16 protein-coding genes and 1 riboswitch are annotated in these 18,220 nt (G+C 44.5%); of the genes, 12 read left to right on the plus strand and 4 right to left on the minus strand.

Translation table 11 applies throughout. From position 1 onward, the window contains the following. Positions 1-6 precede the first annotated feature (6 nt). Together AC5WJX_RS03755 and AC5WJX_RS03760 are read right to left on the minus strand one after the other, a co-directional pair. On the minus strand, positions 7-1,326 hold the full coding sequence (locus AC5WJX_RS03755) for an O-acetylhomoserine aminocarboxypropyltransferase/cysteine synthase family protein (RefSeq protein ID WP_494483411.1): 1,320 nt from the start codon (positions 1,324-1,326) through the stop codon (positions 7-9). A gap of 240 nt (positions 1,327-1,566) precedes the next feature. Continuing rightward, a riboswitch (SAM riboswitch) is annotated at positions 1,567-1,678 on the minus strand. 154 nt (positions 1,679-1,832) lie between these two features. After that, positions 1,833-2,948 (minus strand): trans-sulfuration enzyme family protein, encoded by a 1,116-nt coding sequence (locus AC5WJX_RS03760; protein WP_494483412.1) that lies wholly within the window; start codon positions 2,946-2,948, stop codon positions 1,833-1,835. Positions 2,949-3,056: 108 nt separating this feature from the next. On the opposite strand from AC5WJX_RS03760, the gene AC5WJX_RS03765 reads away from it, so the two are divergent. The 11 genes from AC5WJX_RS03765 (at position 3,057) to AC5WJX_RS03815 (ending at position 13,169) form a co-directional block, all read left to right on the plus strand. Beyond that, positions 3,057-3,545, plus strand: a complete 489-nt coding sequence (locus tag AC5WJX_RS03765) for a hypothetical protein (RefSeq protein ID WP_494483413.1) — start codon at positions 3,057-3,059, stop codon at positions 3,543-3,545. Between the two features lie 350 nt (positions 3,546-3,895). Further along, on the plus strand, positions 3,896-5,392 hold the full coding sequence (gene crtID, locus AC5WJX_RS03770; protein ID WP_494483414.1) for a bifunctional phytoene desaturase/3,4-desaturase: 1,497 nt from the start codon (positions 3,896-3,898) through the stop codon (positions 5,390-5,392). Further along, a complete protein-coding gene (locus tag AC5WJX_RS03775; protein ID WP_494483415.1) occupies positions 5,376-6,212 on the plus strand; it encodes a phytoene/squalene synthase family protein in 837 nt (278 codons plus the stop codon). Before crtID ends, AC5WJX_RS03775 begins: the two co-directional genes overlap by 17 nt. 8 nt (positions 6,213-6,220) lie before the next feature. Next, positions 6,221-6,724 carry a hypothetical protein gene (locus tag AC5WJX_RS03780; protein WP_494483416.1) on the plus strand — a complete coding sequence of 168 codons (504 nt, stop codon included), beginning with the start codon at positions 6,221-6,223 and terminating at the stop codon, positions 6,722-6,724. Further along, complete coding sequence (locus AC5WJX_RS03785; RefSeq protein ID WP_440429330.1) at positions 6,724-7,194, plus strand: sterol desaturase family protein; 471 nt, start codon at positions 6,724-6,726, stop codon at positions 7,192-7,194. The genes AC5WJX_RS03780 and AC5WJX_RS03785 overlap by 1 nt, the downstream gene beginning before the upstream one ends. A gap of 101 nt (positions 7,195-7,295) precedes the next feature. After that, positions 7,296-8,489, plus strand: coding sequence for an aminofutalosine synthase MqnE (gene mqnE, locus AC5WJX_RS03790; protein ID WP_494483417.1), 1,194 nt, complete (start codon positions 7,296-7,298; stop codon positions 8,487-8,489). After that, a complete protein-coding gene (locus tag AC5WJX_RS03795) occupies positions 8,489-9,100 on the plus strand; it encodes a histidine phosphatase family protein (protein WP_494483418.1) in 612 nt (203 codons plus the stop codon). The genes mqnE and AC5WJX_RS03795 overlap by 1 nt, the downstream gene beginning before the upstream one ends. A gap of 5 nt (positions 9,101-9,105) precedes the next feature. Beyond that, positions 9,106-9,831, plus strand: a complete 726-nt coding sequence (locus AC5WJX_RS03800) for a menaquinone biosynthetic enzyme MqnA/MqnD family protein (RefSeq protein ID WP_440429336.1) — start codon at positions 9,106-9,108, stop codon at positions 9,829-9,831. A gap of 98 nt (positions 9,832-9,929) precedes the next feature. Then, positions 9,930-12,539, plus strand: a complete 2,610-nt coding sequence (gene mutS, locus AC5WJX_RS03805; RefSeq protein ID WP_494483419.1) for a DNA mismatch repair protein MutS — start codon at positions 9,930-9,932, stop codon at positions 12,537-12,539. A 2-nt stretch (positions 12,540-12,541) separates the two neighbouring features. Next, positions 12,542-13,042 carry a C40 family peptidase gene (locus AC5WJX_RS03810; protein ID WP_494483420.1) on the plus strand — a complete coding sequence of 167 codons (501 nt, stop codon included), beginning with the start codon at positions 12,542-12,544 and terminating at the stop codon, positions 13,040-13,042. Between the two features lies 1 nt (position 13,043). Beyond that, a complete protein-coding gene (locus AC5WJX_RS03815; RefSeq protein ID WP_440429340.1) occupies positions 13,044-13,169 on the plus strand; it encodes a hypothetical protein in 126 nt (41 codons plus the stop codon). On the opposite strand, the gene AC5WJX_RS03820 is transcribed toward AC5WJX_RS03815, so the two are convergent. Next, complete coding sequence (locus AC5WJX_RS03820; protein WP_494483421.1) at positions 13,166-15,070, minus strand: DUF3858 domain-containing protein; 1,905 nt, start codon at positions 15,068-15,070, stop codon at positions 13,166-13,168. The two genes, AC5WJX_RS03815 and AC5WJX_RS03820, sit on opposite strands and share 4 nt — an antisense overlap. Beyond that, positions 15,070-17,046 carry a DUF3857 domain-containing protein gene (locus AC5WJX_RS03825; protein WP_494483422.1) on the minus strand — a complete coding sequence of 659 codons (1,977 nt, stop codon included), beginning with the start codon at positions 17,044-17,046 and terminating at the stop codon, positions 15,070-15,072. Before AC5WJX_RS03825 ends, AC5WJX_RS03820 begins: the two co-directional genes overlap by 1 nt. Positions 17,047-17,178: 132 nt before the next feature. Between AC5WJX_RS03825 and AC5WJX_RS03830 the strand changes: the two genes are divergently transcribed. After that, complete coding sequence (locus AC5WJX_RS03830; RefSeq protein ID WP_494483423.1) at positions 17,179-18,210, plus strand: exonuclease domain-containing protein; 1,032 nt, start codon at positions 17,179-17,181, stop codon at positions 18,208-18,210. Positions 18,211-18,220 lie beyond the last annotated feature (10 nt).

Raw genomic sequence — 18,220 nt, forward strand, 5'->3', positions numbered from 1 at the left:
TTCAAATTAGCTTGCAACATCCGTACCCGAGATCTTTTGAAATGCCTGTTCAAAGTCAGCTTTTATGTCGTCAATATGTTCAATACCAACGGATACTCTCAATTGTGTAGGTGTTACACCTGCCTGGCGTTGTTCTTCAGCGCTCAACTGTTGGTGTGTTGTTGCAGAAGGCTGGATGATCAACGTTTTTGCATCACCCACATTGGCCAAGTGGCTCACCAATTTCAGATTGTCTACCAGCGTAATAGCCTGTTCTTTTTCCCCATGAAGTTCAAAAGACAACACCGCGCCGAATCCATTCTGAAGATATTTCTTCGCTAAAGCGTGATATGGACTGCTTTCTAGTCCAGGGTAACTTACGCTCTTCACCGCAGGATGTTTCTCCAGCCATGTTGCTAAAGCCAAAGCATTTTCAACGTGACGCTGTACACGTAATGATAAGGTTTCAAGACCCTGAATCAGTAAAAAGGAGTTAAAAGGAGAGATGGAAGGACCGAAGTCGCGCAAACCCTCAACTCTTGTACGGATTGCGAATTGAATGTTTCCAAAAGGACCACCAATTCCAAAAACATCATTGAACACCAGACCATGATAACCTTCGGACGGTTCGGTAAACTGCGGGTATTTACCATTGCCCCAGTTATAGTTTCCGCCGTCAACGATTACACCGCCGATGCTGGTACCATGCCCGCCGATCCACTTCGTTGCCGATTCTACAACAACATTCGCCCCATGTTCCAGCGGCCTGAACAGGTATCCACCAGCACCAAAGGTATTATCTACGATCAATGGCAGATCATGTTTCTGCGCTATGGAGGAGATCCTTTCAAAGTCAGGAATGCTGAACGAAGGATTTCCAATGGTTTCTACATAGATCGCCTTTGTTTTCTCATCTATCTTGGCTTCAAAATCCTGAGGATTATCACCTTGTGCAAACTTTACTTCTATACCCAGCTTTTTGAAAGAAACTTTAAACTGGTTGTAACTGCCACCATATAGGTGTGTCGAAGAAACAAAGTTGTCGCCTGCTTGTAGAATGTTTGTCAAGGCAAGGAATTGGGCTGCCTGGCCAGAACTTACCGCCACAGCAGCTACACCGCCCTCCAGTGCAGCGATACGCTTCTCAAAAACATCCGTCGTCGGGTTCATTAAACGGGTGTAAATGTTTCCGAATTCCTTCAATGCAAACAGGTTTGCACCATGTTCTGAGTTCTTGAATCCGTAAGAAGTGGTTTGATAAATTGGTACTGCGCGAGATCCTGTAGTTGGATCAATCTCTTGACCTGCATGTAGTTGCAGCGTTTCAAATTTATATGAAGTTGACATATCTTTAAATTAGTTAAAATTATTCTTGTAAAAAAGCGTACCCCGTTACGAGGCCTTCCTAATTGAATGGCTTAACAAAAAAGGAAGATTTTTGAGTTTAAGATATGCAACAGCACATATCATCTGCAGCAGCTACAATTCTGCAAATGTTAGTTCCCGGTAGGATAAGAAGGTTGGATTGTGGCAAATGATTTTGTCTGACTGCCAACAGACGTTGATGGTTCGTTTTCATTTAGTTTAATATTATTTTTCCAGTGGCTCCATGCCCTCTGGTCAGGAATTGGCACCTTCTCGTGTTAGGAGGGTTGCCAGTGGGTTAATGAGCCTGTCTCTCGCCACTTCTTAATAAATCAAACCATTTACCGGTATTGATTAGTTCAGCATCGCTGATGTCACAAATGTATATTTTAGATCTTCAAGTTCAAAACTTTATTCTGAAAAAATATTATCAGCTGCCTAAAATTCGGATACTTGGAGCTAAAATATACGTTTGCCAAATAAAATAATTAGCCAAGGGCTTGGTTAAAATCTTCAATCAAGTCATCTACGTGCTCCAGCCCAACCGATATGCGCAGTAGGTTACCCGGAGTTTTGGTGTCAGGGCCCTCTACAGAGGCCCGGTGTTCGATCAGACTTTCTATGCCACCAAGACTCGTCGCTTGGGCAAACAACTTCACTTGATTAACCACCTTTTTTGCTTCTTCGAAGCCTCCTTTGATCAATACTGACATCATTCCACCGAAATCAGACATCTGTTCCTTTGCGATCTGATGTTGGGGATGTGAGGCTAGCCCTGGATAATAAACGGCTTCGATCTGCGGATGTTTTTCCAGGTACTGCGCCAAGGCCATACCATTGCTGCAGTGCCCGCGCATGCGGTAGGGCAATGTTTTGATACTTCGCACCAACAGGAAGCTATCGAAAGGTGATGGTACTGCTCCGCCAATTTGCTGGATATTACGGATTCGTTCCCAAAACTCATCCTTTTTCGCAGTAATCAAAGCGCCGCCCAGCACGTCGCTGTGTCCTCCAATATATTTAGTCGTGGAGTGCATCACAATGTCTGCACCTAAGGTAATAGGTTGTTGTAATATCGGTGAAGCAAAGGTGCTGTCGCAAGCCAGGATCAAATTATGCTTTTTGGTAATCGCACTGAGGGCCCTGATGTCTGTGATCTTCAATAGTGGATTAGATGGGGTTTCGATCCAGATCATCACCGTGTTTTCTTTAATGTAATCGGCAATGCCCTCCGTGTTGGTGAGGTCAACAAAATCGATCTCCAGGCTGTCTTTAAAAATAGTCTGCAACTGTTTCTTAAAGCCCCAGTACATATCATCTGGTGCGATGATGTGGCTGCCAGGTTTCAGCGCCTGAAATACTGCCATTCCTGCTGCATTACCTGAGGAAAATGCGCAACATTCGACACCCTTTTCTAGCGTAGCGAGTAAATTTTCAAGCGTGGAGCGGTTTGGATTGCTGACCCTGCTATACATATGTCCGCCTGGGTAGCCACCATTCTCATCCCTGAAAAATGTGGTAGATAAGCTAAGTGGCTGAGTAACATCACCCGTATTACTCTTTACTAAGTTCCCGGCATGTATGGCAATGGTTTCTGTTTTCATTTTAGTGTATTTTAAATAACGTTCTTTTGATGAACAAAATTAAGGTTCGGAATTAATTGATCCACGCTTTGGCAGGATTTGTGTAAGTTATGATGAAAAAACAATTTTATGAAAAGAATATTAGTAATCGCAGCCATTTTGTGTAGTGCTATAATGGTGTTGCAAAGTTGTTCCTCAACAAAGAATGCCAGCACCATAAAGCGCGGTAATGTTACAGGAACATGGGTTTTAAGCAACGTGAGTTACGAAGGCGTACCTGCTATAGCAGTGAGATCTTTTCTGGGAGAGGCTTCTGCAAGCTGTTTCAATGGTAGTACATGGAGTTTAACCAACAGCGGTAACGGAAGTTACATCTTATCTGGTGGTGCAGAGGGCTGTGTGGCTAAAACACAGAGCATTTTCTGGTCAGCAAGCCCGGCGGATCAAACCTTCCAGTTCAAGAAACTTGAGGATGGCGATAAAGCCAAGAATGTAGATCAGGGATACCGCCTGGTGTTATTTTCTGCTACAGGCGACGCTATGGTTTTGAAATCTCCTGTTGAATATGGATCTACAACCGCTTATGTAGTGTTAAATTTCAGCAAGGCAACTAAATAGCATTTAAAGCATCTTAATCAACCAGGCCTGGCACTTTTGTGTTCAGGCCTTTTTGTTTCTACGCATCCTGCTCGCGAATGCGCTATGGATGCGTGTCAGTAATGAACTTGGTAGTAAATTGCCAGGGCGTTGAAACGGGTTTGCTACGTATCCACACGAACGAAGTACGTAGCAACTACCTGGCAAGTACGTCACAAACTCGTATCAAAACCATCGCAGGTATAATGGTGTTATGTACTCGATCAACTACAAAGCTTAATGATACCTTCAAACAATATTGTTCCAGCAACATCAAACAATGGGTACTTATACCTTATCTTGCAAACAAATCCATCTATACAAATAGCTTAATGGCAAAAATTTCTATCATCGGAAGTGGCTTTTCCGGACTTTCCGCGGCATGTTTTGCGGCCCGTGACGGGCATGAGGTCACCGTTTATGAAAAAAATTCTGCGATAGGCGGTAGGGCCAGAACCTACACCGAACAAGGTTTTACTTTCGATATGGGCCCGAGCTGGTACTGGATGCCGGATATTTTTGACAACTTTTTTGCTCAATTCGGAAAGAAAACGGAAGACTACTATAAGCTGAAAAAGCTTGACCCAGGCTTCCAGATAGTTTTTGATCAGGATGAACTTCTTCAAATACCTGCAGAATTAAAGGCACTTTACTTGCGTTTCGACGAAGTTGAACCCGGCAGCTCCGTTGCGCTGCATAAATTTCTGAGAGAAGCCCAGTTTAAATATGAGGTCGGGATGAAGGACCTGGTTTATAAACCTGCTTTCTCCTGGTTGGAATATGCGAATCTGCGTGTTGCCAAAGGTATGCTGCAGTCAAATCTTTTCAGCTCGGTAAGTAGTTATGTCAAAAAGTATTTCAAAGATCCGAAGCTGGTTGCACTGATGGAATTTCCAGTTTTATTCCTTGGGGCCATGGCCAATAAAATTCCCGCCCTTTATACCATGATGAATTATTCTGCATTGGTACAGGGCACCTGGTATCCGGAGGGCGGTATGCACCAGATTATTTCCGGCATGCACAAACTTGCGCTGGAACTTGGCGTTACCTTCCATACCGGGACACCTGTAGAAAAAATTCTGGTGGAAGATGGGGAGGTGAAAGGTCTGCAAACCCCTGGCGGCAGTTTTGAATGCGACGGTATTATTGCCTCTGCGGACTATAATCATGTAGAACAGCAATTACTGGAGGAAAAATATCGTAATTATCCGGCAAGCTATTGGTCAGAAAAAACCTTTGCGCCGTCATGCCTCATTTATTATATTGGTGTAGATAAACGCATCGACAAATTGCTTCATCATAGCTTATTTTTTGATGCGGATTTTGAGAAGCATGCGGGAGACATTTATAAGACGCCACAATGGCCGGAGAAACCATTGTTTTATGTTTGTTGTCCTTCAAAAACTGATGATACTGTTGCGCCCGCCGGCATGGAAAATCTATTTATCCTGGTTCCGGTGGCCACGGCACTTGAAGATACTGAAGAAACACGAAATGGATATTTTGATGGCATCATCAGCAGGATTGAGGCTTTCAGCGGTACGACTTTCAAAGAAAATATCATCTATAAGAAATCCTATTGTATCAATGATTTCGTAGATGACTATAATGCGTATGGCGGCAATGCTTACGGTCTTGCAAATACACTCGGTCAGACGGCGGTCTTAAAACCTTCGCTAAAAAACAAAAAGCTTGGTAATCTCTTTTACACGGGACAGCTTACTGTTCCGGGTCCCGGGGTTCCACCAGCTATAATTTCCGGGCAAGTTGCCGCCCAGGAACTTTTAAAAGCGTTAACGAAAAAACATCCTCATGAAACAACTATTTGACGACATATCCATTGCCTCAAGTAAAATCGTTACCAAGACTTACAGTACGAGCTTCTCGCTAGGTATCAGTTGTCTGCACAAGAAGTTCCATGAAGCGATTTACAGCATTTATGGTTTTGTGCGATTGGGAGATGAGGTTGTTGACTCTTTTCATGAATACGATAAGGAAACATTGCTGAAGGAGTTCCAGGAAAGCACCTACCGTGCGATTGAGCAAAAAATTAGTTTAAACCCCATATTAAACAGCTTTCAGCACGTGGTTAATAGATATGGGATTGACAGGGAACTTATTGAACAGTTTCTAGCCAGTATGGAAATGGATCTGCGGGATAAAAATCACTCCCTTTTTTCATACGAAACATACATTCTTGGTTCTGCGGAGGTTGTCGGCTTGATGTGCCTACGGGTATTCACGGAAAATAACCAGGAGCTCTATGATCATCTCAAACCTTCAGCAATGAAACTCGGCGCTGCTTTTCAGAAGGTCAATTTCCTGCGTGACCTGAAGAATGATTATGAAGGACTTGGGCGGGTTTATTTTCCTGGTGTCGACTTAAGTGTTTTCACCCAAAGGGAGAAAGAACAGATAGAGTGTGAGATCCAAAAGGACTTTGATGCCGCGCTAGCAGGCATCAAACAGCTGCCGCGTTCTTCGCGTTTCGGTGTTTACGTGGCTTACATTTACTACAAGACCTTGTTCAATAAGATTAAGTCGGTCTCCTGCGAAAGCATTTTGGAGAGTCGCATTCGGGTGCCTAATGCCCAGAAGTTGGGTCTTCTGGCTGGTTCATATGTAAAACATAGTTTAAGATTGATATAATGTTCAGAATGTTATTTCTTTTCCTGGGGCTTAATATAGTGCAAACTGGTGGCGGGCTCGTTGAAATGCGTAAGCAACTTGATCTTGCTGCTAATGACAGTAAGGTTGCGGACAAGTTTAGTGATCGTTTTAAGAAATTGGATGAGCAGACTGCTGCACCTGTAACAGTGGGATTTAAAGCAATTTCTGAAATGATTCAGGCAAAACATGCGTTTAACCCGATCAATAAAGTGTCCCATTTTAAAAAGGGTAAACGATTGCTGGAGCTGGCGATTTCAAAAGCACCAAAGAACCCGGAACTTATCTTTTTCCGATACACCACGCAGGCCAATGTGCCTGCCATGCTGAACTATAGCGGCAATGTAAAGGAAGATCGTCAGTTACTGGTCAACTTCCTTAAAGCAGATGCAAGTACTCCCAAAGATCCCGATCTTCATCGCAGAATTAAGAATTACCTGATCACTGACAAGCCTGGTTCTAAGGCTGAAACGGAAATGTTAATGAATTTATAATGATGACTGTATTGTTCAACATTGGGATTGTACTAATTACCTTCTGCTTGATGGAGTGCGTGACCTGGCTTACGCATAAATACATCATGCACGGGCTATTTTGGAACTTACATGAGGATCACCATAACAAAACGCCACATTTCTTCGAGAAGAACGACTACTTCTTCGTCATGTTCGCGGGTGTTTCAATGTTCTTCTTCGCGGTAGGCAACTTTGTAGAGGGTTACCGGTTTATGTTTTTCATCGGAATTGGTATTACACTTTATGGTATCGCATACTTCCTGGTTCATGATGTATTTATTCATCAGCGGTTCAAATGGTTTACCCGTACCAACAACATTTACTTCCGTGCACTCCGGAAAGCGCACAAGGTACACCATAAGCACATGGGAAAACAAGAGGGTGAGTGTTTTGGAATGCTTTTCGTTCCGCTGAAATACTTCAGAGAAGCCATGCGGAGCAAACAGTAACAAGGGTATAGCCTTTCCTTTGACAAATACCTGACAGCAGCACCGTACTGGTCAAGCCAGCAGCTGCCATTTTTTTGTACTTTTGTCTACACGACATGGAAATGGATACCATTACAAAACTGAACTTTCTTATCAATGATGCCGGTTTAACTGAGCCGTTGAGAAAAATTGCTGTTAAAGTACTTAATGCAGAGCGGATCACTTTCGATGAAGGTGTATGCCTGTATGAACATGCGGAGCTGAGCTACTTGGGCGTGCTTTCAAATTTCATCCGCGAACGTAAACATGGTGACAAGACCTATTTCAACCGCAATTTTCATATTGAACCAACCAATTTATGTGTTTATACCTGTAACTTCTGCTCTTACTCGCGTTTAATCAAACAGCGGGAAGATGGCTGGGAGATGAGTGTAGATGCCATGATTGAGGCCTTAAAGAAATACGATGATGAACCCGTTACCGAGGTTCATATCACCGGTGGCGTAGTGCCGAAGCAGAATCTTGATTTTTATGCGGAGTTTTTCCGTCGGACAAAGGCACACCGCCCTGACTTGCACATTAAGGCCCTAACACCGGTTGAATATTACTACATCTTTAAAAAAGCGAAGCTGAGCCACTATGAAGGTATGAAATACCTGAAAGAAGCTGGTTTAGACTCGATGCCCGGTGGCGGTGCAGAGATCTTCCATCCAGAGGTAAGAACCAAAATCGCGAACGATAAGTGTAATGCAGAGCAATGGCTAGACATTCACGAACAAGCTCATAAGCTGGGCATGCGTAGCAATGCCACGATGTTATACGGGCATATAGAACAATTCTGGCACCGTGTGGATCACATGGAAAGGTTACGTCAGCTTCAGGATAAAACCGGAGGTTTCCAGGCTTTCATCCCATTGAAGTTCCGTAACCAGAACAACCAGATGAGTGATGTGCCGGAGGTTTCCGTAATAGAAGATCTGCGCAACTACGCCATTGCACGAATTTATCTGGACAACTTCGATCATATCAAGGCGTACTGGGCAATGATCAGCAGGCAAACCGCACAGCTTTCCTTAAACTTCGGGGTAGATGATATTGATGGAACGCTGGATGACACCACGAAGATCTATTCTATGGCAGGTGCCGAGGAGCAAAGCCCCGGAATGAGCACCAAAGAACTCGTAGAGCTCATCAAGCAGGTAAACCGACAGCCTATTGAGCGTGATACGCTCTATAATGTTGTTACCGATTACACGGATCATGTTTTTGAGGATTCTGCAAAACCGCAGTTTTATAAACTTCCGGTTATTAATTAATGGAAAAGGAAATCTATATCATCAGACATGGTGAAACGGATTTAAATGCTGCTGGCATTGTGCAGGGACGTGGCATCAACAGCGACCTGAACGATGTTGGACGCAGACAAGGCGCAGCATTTTATCAACGCTACAAAGCAGTTCCTTTTGATAAGCTATATACCTCTTCCTTAAAGCGTACACACCAAACAGTTAAAGGTTTCATTGATGCCGGACTGCCATGGGAGCAGCTTTCCGGTTTGGATGAACTTGCATGGGGCGAGTGGGAGGGCAAACCCGCAACTGAACATTCCCGTGCGGTGTTCCGCGAATTGGCGGAACAATGGCAATCGGGCAATTATGACGCGAAGTTTAGCGGAGGTGAAAGCCCTGCGGAAGTCCAGGCGAGACTCCAGCAGGCTATGGATTACATCATCTCCAAACCTGCTGAACACAAGATCCTGATCTGCATGCACGGTCGTGCAATGAGACTGCTTTGTTGCATCCTTACTGGAAAGCCACTTGCTGAAATGGCCGACTTTCCACACCTGAACACCACTTTATATCGCTTCAGGTATGAGGATGGGAAGTTCGAAATACTTGATTTTAACAATACCGATCATCTAAAATAGTTACCTTGAATAAAGTAAAAATTTCCGCTGTATCTTATACAAATTCCAAACCCTTTATATACGGCATTGAACATTCCGATGTCATCAATCAAATTGACCTCAGCTTAGATATTCCTTCAGATTGCGCAGCCCGGCTTATTGATGGTCAGGTAGATGTGGGCTTAATACCCGTGGCTGCTATACCTCATGTGCCAAATGCGAATATCATTGCGAACTACTGCATCGGCTCAGTCGGAGCGGTAAATTCCGTATTCATCTTTTCTAATGTTCCGGTTGAGCAGATCCGTACGGTGAAGCTGGATAAGCATTCCCGCACATCAAACAACCTGGCTAAAGTGTTGCTTAAGTTCTACTGGAAACAGGAAGTTGAATTTACCACCGATCTGGACGCCGAAACAGATGCAATGGTGCTGATTGGAGATCGCACCTTTGGAAAAAAGAACGTATTCCCATTTTGGTATGACATGGGCGAGCAATGGATGAATTTCACCGGTCTACCTTTCGTTTATGCCGCATGGGTGGCGAACAAAGAACTTCCCGCGGATTTTAAACAAGCCTTCGACAAAGCTCTGGAACTTGGACTGGAAAACCGGAAAGCGGTAATAGATGCCTTGCCTGCTGTCGCTCATTTTGATCTGGACGATTACCTGATGAATAAGCTTGATTTCAGCCTCACGGCGGAAAAACGCGAGGCATTACGCCGGTTTTTAGATTACATAACAAAGTTGTAATCTGCGGAATGCTGTTGTTGCAGAAACTTTAATTTAATTCAGGGTTCAAAGACTAAGCTGAAGGTATTATATTTACAGTTTTTGTAAACAGAATCATTTTGGCTAAGGATAAAACGAAGGAAACTCCCTTAATGCAACAATACAATGTCATCAAGGCAAAGTATCCTGGTGCATTATTATTGTTCAGAGTAGGCGACTTTTATGAGACCTTTGGAGAAGATGCGGTGAAAACTGCACAGATCCTGGGTATTGTACTCACCCGCAGGGGCCAGGGGCCGAATGGTCACATCGAGCTTGCAGGATTTCCGCACCATTCATTGGAAAATTATCTTTCTAAGTTGGTGCGTGCCGGACAGCGCGTCGCCATCTGCGACCAGTTGGAGGATCCCAAAGCAACGAAAACCATTGTTAAACGCGGTGTCACTGAACTTGTAACCCCAGGGGTAGCCTATAACGACAACATTCTAAATCAAAAATCGAATAACTACCTTGCTGCCGTCTATTTTGAAAAACAGCAATGTGGCGTTTCCTTTCTGGACATCTCCACCGGCGAATTTCATGTTGCGCAGGGTAGTATTGAATATATGGATAAGTTGTTACAGGGCTTTAAGCCCACGGAAGTAGTGTTCCAGAAGAGCAAACGCAAGGAGTTCATGGAGTACTTTGGTGATAAGTTCTATACTTTTCACCTGGACGATTGGGCTTTTACCGCCGACTATGCCACCGAAACGCTCACGAAACATTTCGAGGTCAGCTCGCTTAAGGGATTCGGGGTGGATAAACTTAGCACCGGCATTATTGCAGCGGGTGTAATCCTCCATTATCTCAATGAAACCGAACACCGGAATTTAAAACATATCACGGCCATATCAAGGCTGGAAGAAGACCAATTCATGTGGCTGGATCGTTTCACGATCCGTAATCTGGAACTTGTCAGCTCGGCGAATGATAACGCTGTAACGCTGTTTGATGTATTGGACCAGACCAGTACACCCATGGGCGCACGTTTGTTGCACAAGTGGATCATTATGCCGCTTAAAGAACTGAAGCCTATTCAGGAACGGTTGGGTATGGTCGAGTACCTTGTACAGCATCCAGGATTGATCGAAGAGCTGTTGAACCACATCAAGCAAATCGGAGATCTGGAACGACTGATCTCCAAGGTTGGCTTACAGAAGGTGGGGCCAAGAGAACTTTCACAGCTTAAAAAAGCATTACAGCATATTGAAGCGGTAAAGCAGATTGCTGCAGAAAGCAATAATCCGTTTTTGGAACAGCTTGCCGAGCAACTCAATCCCTGCCTAAGCATCAGGGCCAGGCTGGAACGTGAACTTCAGGAGGATCCACCTGCCGTATTGCTTAAGGGTAATGTGATTGCTGAAGGGGTCGATGAAGAACTTGACCGGCTGCGTAAGATCGCATTTGGAGGAAAAGGTTTTCTCGTGGAGATACAAAAGCGCGAGGCTGCTGCTACCGGTATCCCATCTTTAAAGATAGCCTTCAACAATGTGTTTGGGTATTATCTGGAAGTCACACATACACACAAAGATAAAGTTCCTTCAGACTGGATACGCAAGCAGACACTTGTGAACGCAGAACGCTACATTACACCTGAATTAAAGGAATATGAAGAGCAGATCCTGGGTGCGGAAGATAAGATCCAGCAGATTGAGATCCGTTTGTATCAGGAGCTGGTATATCAGGTCAGCACCAACATCAAACCTATTCAGCTGAATGCCTTTTTAGTTGCCCAACTGGATGTGCTGTTGTGTTTCGCACAGTTGGCGATTAACAATCATTATGTAAAACCTGTACTGAACACCCGCAAAGTATTGGATATCAAAGGTGGCAGACACCCGGTGATTGAAAAACGGCTGCCTGTAGGTGAGGAGTACATCACCAATGATGTTTTTCTTGATAATGATACGCAGCAGATCATCATCATCACGGGTCCGAATATGTCTGGTAAGTCGGCTATATTGCGACAAACGGGACTGATCGTACTGATGGCCCAGATGGGCTGTTTTGTGCCTGCGAAGGCTGCTGAAATTGGTCTGGTGGACAAGATCTTTACCAGGGTAGGTGCCTCCGACAATTTATCTTCAGGAGAGAGTACTTTCATGGTTGAGATGAATGAAACTGCCAGTATCCTTAACAATATCTCGGACCGGTCCTTGATCCTCCTGGATGAGATTGGGCGTGGAACAAGCACCTATGATGGGATTTCCATAGCCTGGGCCATTGCGGAGTTTCTGCATACCCACCCATCTGCCAAGCCGAAGACCTTATTCGCCACCCATTATCATGAATTGAACGAACTGGCAAGCACCATGAGCCGGATCAAGAACTTCAATGTTTCGATTAAAGAGGCTGGTAACAAGATCATCTTTCTGCGCAAACTTGTGCCTGGTGGCAGCGAGCATAGTTTTGGTATTCACGTGGCGAAGATGGCTGGTATGCCGCCGAAGTTGATTAACCGTGCCAATGAGATACTAAAAAAGCTGGAGATCGATCGTACCGAGGGGCAGAGCATCAAGGACAGCATCAAGAAAGTACAAAATCAGGCTTATCAACTGCATATGTTTGCCATTGATGATCCCGTGCTGGTGAAGATCAGGGATATGCTGAACAATCTTGATGTGAATGTATTAACGCCTGTAGAGGCTTTGCTGAAACTAGATGAAATTCAGCGTTTAATTAAAAATTAAGTATGATAAGGAGAATAAGCTATCCATTTGCGATGCTGCTTTCTATGGCCTTTTTCTTTTCGGCCTGCAGTTCTAAGCGTTATGTGCCTTCGGCAACCAAGGCCGCCAAAGCAGCCGAAGCCATGGCAAATTTGAAGAATAAACAGCTATACCGATATATTAACGAGTGGTCTGGCGTAAAATACCGCTTAGGTGGGCTCGACAAACGTGGGATTGATTGTTCAGGATTTACTTACCTCGTGCAAAAGGATATTTATGGTAAGCAGCTACCGCGTCGTTCTGTAGATCAAGCTTCAGTGATTAAGGAAAAGAACCTCAATCAGCTCAAAGAGGGAGATCTTATTTTCTTTTCCTTTGGTGGAAGAGAAATAGACCACGTAGGTATTTATCTGAACGGCGATTCATTTGTACATGCTTCACCGAGCAGGGGAATCATTGTAGAAGATTTATCATTGCCAGCTTTCCAGCGCGCAATTGTGAAAGCAGGACCAATTAATAACTGATATGGGATTAAAGCCTAAAGAAGAAGACAACTTTTGGACCTCGAAAAAGAAGTTTGCAGCAACCGAGATCCTCATGTATGTGCTTATGATCGTCGCGATTGCCGCTGGAATAATCTTATTGAGTTAGTTGGTCTTAAATATCACTTTCGAACGGTCGGATGTCGCAACCTGGTTCATAAATTCAGCGAAAGCAGTATAATCTGCTGCAGCATGGCTGCCACTGTTTAGAACGAGCTTCCTGTAATAGACGAGTTCCGCACCTTTCTTGCTGATCCTGGACACGAAGCTGCCGAACTGGTTCTTCAGGTCCAGATCTTTCGGTTGGTAGTCTACTTCGTAACCAGCTGGCAACTGGTACACGATTTCGTCTTCATCTGTATACCCCCGGTTGATGTATACCGGTAACTTTCTATTGGCTACTGTTCTGGTACTAGATAACCTGTTGAAAGCATTTGGTAGTAAATAGGCGCTTTGCTGATTCTTCGGCACATAGGAAGCAATTCGAATGTTTAACTCCTCTGTGGTAATGGGCAGCTCACTTTTGTCCTGGCTGAGACGCAGCTGATTGAAATTCATGTTGTCGACATCATAAAAGCTACTCAGCGCTTTGATTTGCTCGTTTAGCGGCTTTCTGATGATATCCTCATGTGTATCATACTGAGCACCTTTGAAGGTGGTCTGGATGGTTCCCGTAATATTGCCGGATTGATCGACTGTTAAAATGGCTTTACGTTTAGTCTCATTCATGGCTGAACTAAGCACAGGTGTTCGAAGCAGCTTACCGCCATTTTCTGTACATGCAAGTACCAGGCGGTCGTCGGTGAAATCACCCAGGAACCCAAAGGGTACATTCTGGTTTGTGCATTCCAGCCATGTGGTATCTTTACCTAGTGGAACTGCAAGGATGACGTGGTTACCCTGATTCATACTTGCAAATGTTGGATCCATGTTTTGTTTGAATCTGCCTGCATAAACCACGCAATAGTAGGATGGAATGTCAACAGCTGCCAGCAAAGTCTGCATGTAGCTCACCAGCGCTTTACAGTCGCCATAACCCAGGCGATCAACATCGCTGGCAAGCATCGGCTGAAAGCCCCCAATACCGATTTGTACACTGATATAGCGGGTTTTGCGCTGCATATATTCGTAGATGCGTTTTGCCTTTTCCCGGTCTGAACTGAGCCCTTGCACCAGGGATTTCATTTCCGCTACTGTACTAGGGTCCAGATTTTGTCTCGTTTTGATCAAATCTGTGAAGATCCATTGACCAAGCTCTTCCCAGTTACTGAACTTCCCTTTTGTACGATAGTAGCTGAATTGTTCAGGCACAATCTTGACGTAAGTCCGGTAATCATCTGCAGAAGGCGCGTAGGGTTCCTGTTTGAAGGCAGCCATATTTTCGACAGACCAGGTCAGGCTATGTAGCTTGTCGGTTTGATTTTCGGCTACTTTCCCGCTGTAGTTATATGCTTTTACACGGACTTTTTCCAGGGGATTGTAGCTGAACGTATATGTACTTTTCTCTACGGCTAGCTCGGGATATGGATTTGCATACCAGTCCTGGATGATCAGGTTCTGCTTGGTTCGTACCTCATACTCATAGACGATGGTGAAGGGATAGGAGGTAATTACCGGCGTATAATACTTGAGCCGATCATCTTCATACAATGAGAAATTACTCACCGCACTCTGGTCGATGAAGTTGTTGAGCGCAAATTTCGCTGTTTGATTCCCTTGTGCGTCCAGGATATAACCACGCGCAGTCTTTATCTGCGTAATCTTGTTGTAGGGTAATACCAGGTCTGCATAGTCAGCACCGCCTTTATTGAGCACCGTGATCGCTTGTGTAACGGTGTAAATGACGTTATCGGAGCTCAACATGGTTACATTGGTTTCTTTATTCCGGATCACAGCACTCGCGCCTGCCTTGAGCGCTTGGGGGATATCGGCCGCCCGGTAAAACGTTTGTGCAATGCAGGCGATTGCAGGTAAGGTGATCAACATCACCAAGATGGCTATTTTGCGCATTATTTGGACTTCTGAAGGATCAAATCAATTTTTTGTTGCTGGATGATCTTACTGTAGAATTCTTTAAGTGAAAGATACTCTTCCGGGCGATATACCGGTTTGTTAAGCTGGAATAAAGCACTAAAACCTAGGACCTTATCCTCCAGTTTGGTTTGTGTCTGGTACCGGCCTCCGTTTTCCGGCAGTCCAAGCCCCATATCTTTAGCCGCTTCTGCAAGGACAAAGTTCTGCGGCAGGTTTAATATCATGCTAACACGCGTTTCCGTTGCGCTGCCCATATCGACAGGATAGCTACGTTCATTTAAGTTGAAAGGGTTGGTGCCAATCCGGTTCAGGAAGTTGGGATTGAAGAAAAGCTTATCGTAATCGGTTCCTTCGAACCGTTCCATGGTTACTTCGTAACGTTCTTCGAGTATTCTGTCCAGGCTGTCGACATTAAAAACCTCATGTTTGGTAATGCTGAAAGAGGGGTTTTGATCGTCTAGCTGTTGTACGAAAGCCTCCACTGATCCTGCTTCAGCGATTCGTTCCCGTTTACGGAAGGCGTTATAGCCACTTGAAAACGTGTAAAGAGTGCCTTTGATTTTACCGTCGACCTCCAGCGTTGCTACAAAGTTATACTTCACAGCATCTTTCTGGCTTGCAGTGACATCATACCAGTACGAGGGTTTCTTGAAGTTCAGCACACGACCCTTGCCGTTCAGACAACGCAGAGGAAGCAGGCCAAAAGGCAGTAGGGGCTCTGAAGCGTCTAAAAGGTATGTTTTTCCAGCGATGTCGAGCTTGGCGATCACGTAGTCGAACTCGGTAATTACTGGATACAAGTTGTTAACGATACCATTTTGACGGGTAGAGAGGATCAGCGCGTCTGGGCTAAAGCCTGCGGCGTTTAGCGCCGCAATAAGCCCCAGGTTAATGTCGCCAATGTTACCAGAATGTGTTTCCAGTGCTTTCTTAACATCCTTGTCGCTATATTTCCCCAGATAGTTGTTCCATTTGATCTGTTCTTTGATGTAGGCGAAAACAGCTTTGGCTTTGCTTAGCGAATCCGTGGTGTTCTTCAGGATCTCTGGCATTTTACTGCTGAACAGGTCTTTTTGTTTCATCTGCCCGCCGAACTTACGTTCTGTTGTGAGCTCATAATCAACATCTTTCCAGGTTTTGGTAATGTTCGATTTGCCACCGCGCAGGTGCTGTACATCAGACAACTCAAAGTTGATGGTTGATTTGAAGTTCGATGCCGCCGTCATGTAGGCTTCTTCTTTGAACGCTGCAACGTCCTTCATGATGTAGGTCATTTTTGAACAATCCATCGCATTGCCTGCTATTCTAAGACATTCTCTTTCCACCACGCCATTCTGTGAACTTAGGCCACGCGGTCCTTTAAGCGAGACGTTGAAGTTGTAGTTTGCAGGAATGAATGCCACAAATTCGCTGTGCTGCTTAGGAATCTCACTTTGAAAGTCCCAGGAGGAGAAGTTGAAAATGCTTTGGCGCCTGATCTTGTAGGCATATTCTATCACGCTGCCCGGCTTGAGGTTAGGCATGGTAAACTTGACAAGCTTCAAAAACCGGGTTTGATTCTCCGTAAACACCTGTTTTGGATCGAGTTCGTTTCCGCGGATCGTCCCGTTGTCATGGTAGTAAGTTGTTGCTTGGATATCCCGGATCTCATCTGCAGCACTGTTGTAGATGCGAAGTGGAATTTCGACGTTCCCTTGTTTAAAGCCTTCTGCATTGAAAATCTTAATTTTGACGTGATAAGTAAAGTCGACATAAAGGTTTCCAGTGGCATCATCAATCTGGATTCGTCCACTGCCGAACTCGCGGATGACTTCTGCATCTGCAGTACTGTCGACGGTTGCTTTAGTAGCTAAAAAATCTGAAGGTTTGTGTTTGCCGTATTCGAAGTTTTGCGCCTGGGCAGCGCTGAAGGTCAATAGTAGAAGTGCTACTATCTTGAAGCGTTTATACATAAATGAGCATTAGATGGCCGAAGATAAATGAAATCCGATGCATATCAAATAAATTGAAATAAGCGGATGATTTTTACGACTTTTGATTTAAACAGCTGCGTAAACCGCGCTGAAAAGATAGAATAGACTATAATGAAATTAAACTTAAAACGCCCACTTGCATTTTTTGACCTTGAGACAACTGGTGTAAATGTAGCCTCTGACAGGATCGTTGAAATCGCCATTCTTAAGGCTATGCCTGATGGTACTGAAATCGTAAAAAGCATGCGCATTAATCCGGAGATGCCAATTCCACTGGCATCATCGCTAATTCATGGTATTTATGATGAACATATAAAGGATGCCCCGACCTTTAGGATGGTGGCTCAGGAGCTTGCAGACTTTATTGGCGACGCTGATCTTGCGGGCTACAATTCCAACCGTTTCGATATTCCGGTACTGCTTGAAGAATTTCTTCGTGTTGGCGTGGATTTCGACATGTCTGACCGTAAGTTCGTTGATGTGCAGAATATCTTTCACCAGATGGAGCAACGTACGCTTAGAGCAGCATACAAATTTTACTGCGATAAAGACATTGTAAATGCACACTCTGCAGAGGCGGATATAACAGCAACATATCATGTTCTTTTGGCGCAATTGGAGCGTTATAAAGACATCGATTTTGAGGATAAACAGGGTAACATCAGTAAGCCTGTGCAGAACGATGTAGATGCGCTTCATCTGTTTACCAATATGAATAAACCGGTCGACTTTGCCGGACGTCTTGTATATAATGAAGACAATCAGGAGACCTTCAACTTCGGTAAACATAAGGGCAAATGCTGTGAGCAGGTGTTCGACATTGAACCGAGTTATTACGCCTGGATGAAACAGGGGGATTTCCCTTTATATACCAAAAAGAAGCTGGATGAGATCTGGTTGCGTTGGAACAAGAAAAAAGACGAAGCTAAAGCGGCTAAACAAGCACAGCAAGCAAGTTTGCAAGCACAAAAGGCAGGCCCGGAAACTGGCATTGAGCAGTCCGCTGCTCCAGTTGAGGTAAAGCCTGTACAAAAGAACCCGGTTCCTGCTAACCGTCCGAGCTTCAAGCAGGCAAATAGCAAGCCTGCTAAAGATATCACGACAGATATGTTAGAGCAGTTGAAGATGAAATTTGGTAAATAGATCCCGTACT

The sequence above is a fragment of the Pedobacter sp. NEAU-ZC8 genome (assembly GCF_059278965.1).

Coding starts and splice junctions, on each gene's coding strand:
- AC5WJX_RS03765 (WP_494483413.1), top strand. CDS start 3,057: ATGAAAAGAATATTAGTAATCGCAGCCATTTTGTGTAGTGCTATAATG.
- crtID (WP_494483414.1), top strand. CDS start 3,896: ATGGCAAAAATTTCTATCATCGGAAGTGGCTTTTCCGGACTTTCCGCG.
- AC5WJX_RS03785 (WP_440429330.1), top strand. CDS start 6,724: ATGATGACTGTATTGTTCAACATTGGGATTGTACTAATTACCTTCTGC.
- AC5WJX_RS03810 (WP_494483420.1), top strand. CDS start 12,542: ATGATAAGGAGAATAAGCTATCCATTTGCGATGCTGCTTTCTATGGCC.
- AC5WJX_RS03775 (WP_494483415.1), top strand. CDS start 5,376: ATGAAACAACTATTTGACGACATATCCATTGCCTCAAGTAAAATCGTT.
- AC5WJX_RS03755 (WP_494483411.1), bottom strand. CDS start 1,326: ATGTCAACTTCATATAAATTTGAAACGCTGCAACTACATGCAGGTCAA.
- AC5WJX_RS03815 (WP_440429340.1), top strand. CDS start 13,044: ATGGGATTAAAGCCTAAAGAAGAAGACAACTTTTGGACCTCGAAAAAG.
- AC5WJX_RS03830 (WP_494483423.1), top strand. CDS start 17,179: ATGAAATTAAACTTAAAACGCCCACTTGCATTTTTTGACCTTGAGACA.
- mqnE (WP_494483417.1), top strand. CDS start 7,296: ATGGATACCATTACAAAACTGAACTTTCTTATCAATGATGCCGGTTTA.
- AC5WJX_RS03795 (WP_494483418.1), top strand. CDS start 8,489: ATGGAAAAGGAAATCTATATCATCAGACATGGTGAAACGGATTTAAAT.
- AC5WJX_RS03760 (WP_494483412.1), bottom strand. CDS start 2,948: ATGAAAACAGAAACCATTGCCATACATGCCGGGAACTTAGTAAAGAGT.
- AC5WJX_RS03825 (WP_494483422.1), bottom strand. CDS start 17,046: ATGTATAAACGCTTCAAGATAGTAGCACTTCTACTATTGACCTTCAGC.
- AC5WJX_RS03780 (WP_494483416.1), top strand. CDS start 6,221: ATGTTATTTCTTTTCCTGGGGCTTAATATAGTGCAAACTGGTGGCGGG.
- AC5WJX_RS03820 (WP_494483421.1), bottom strand. CDS start 15,070: ATGCGCAAAATAGCCATCTTGGTGATGTTGATCACCTTACCTGCAATC.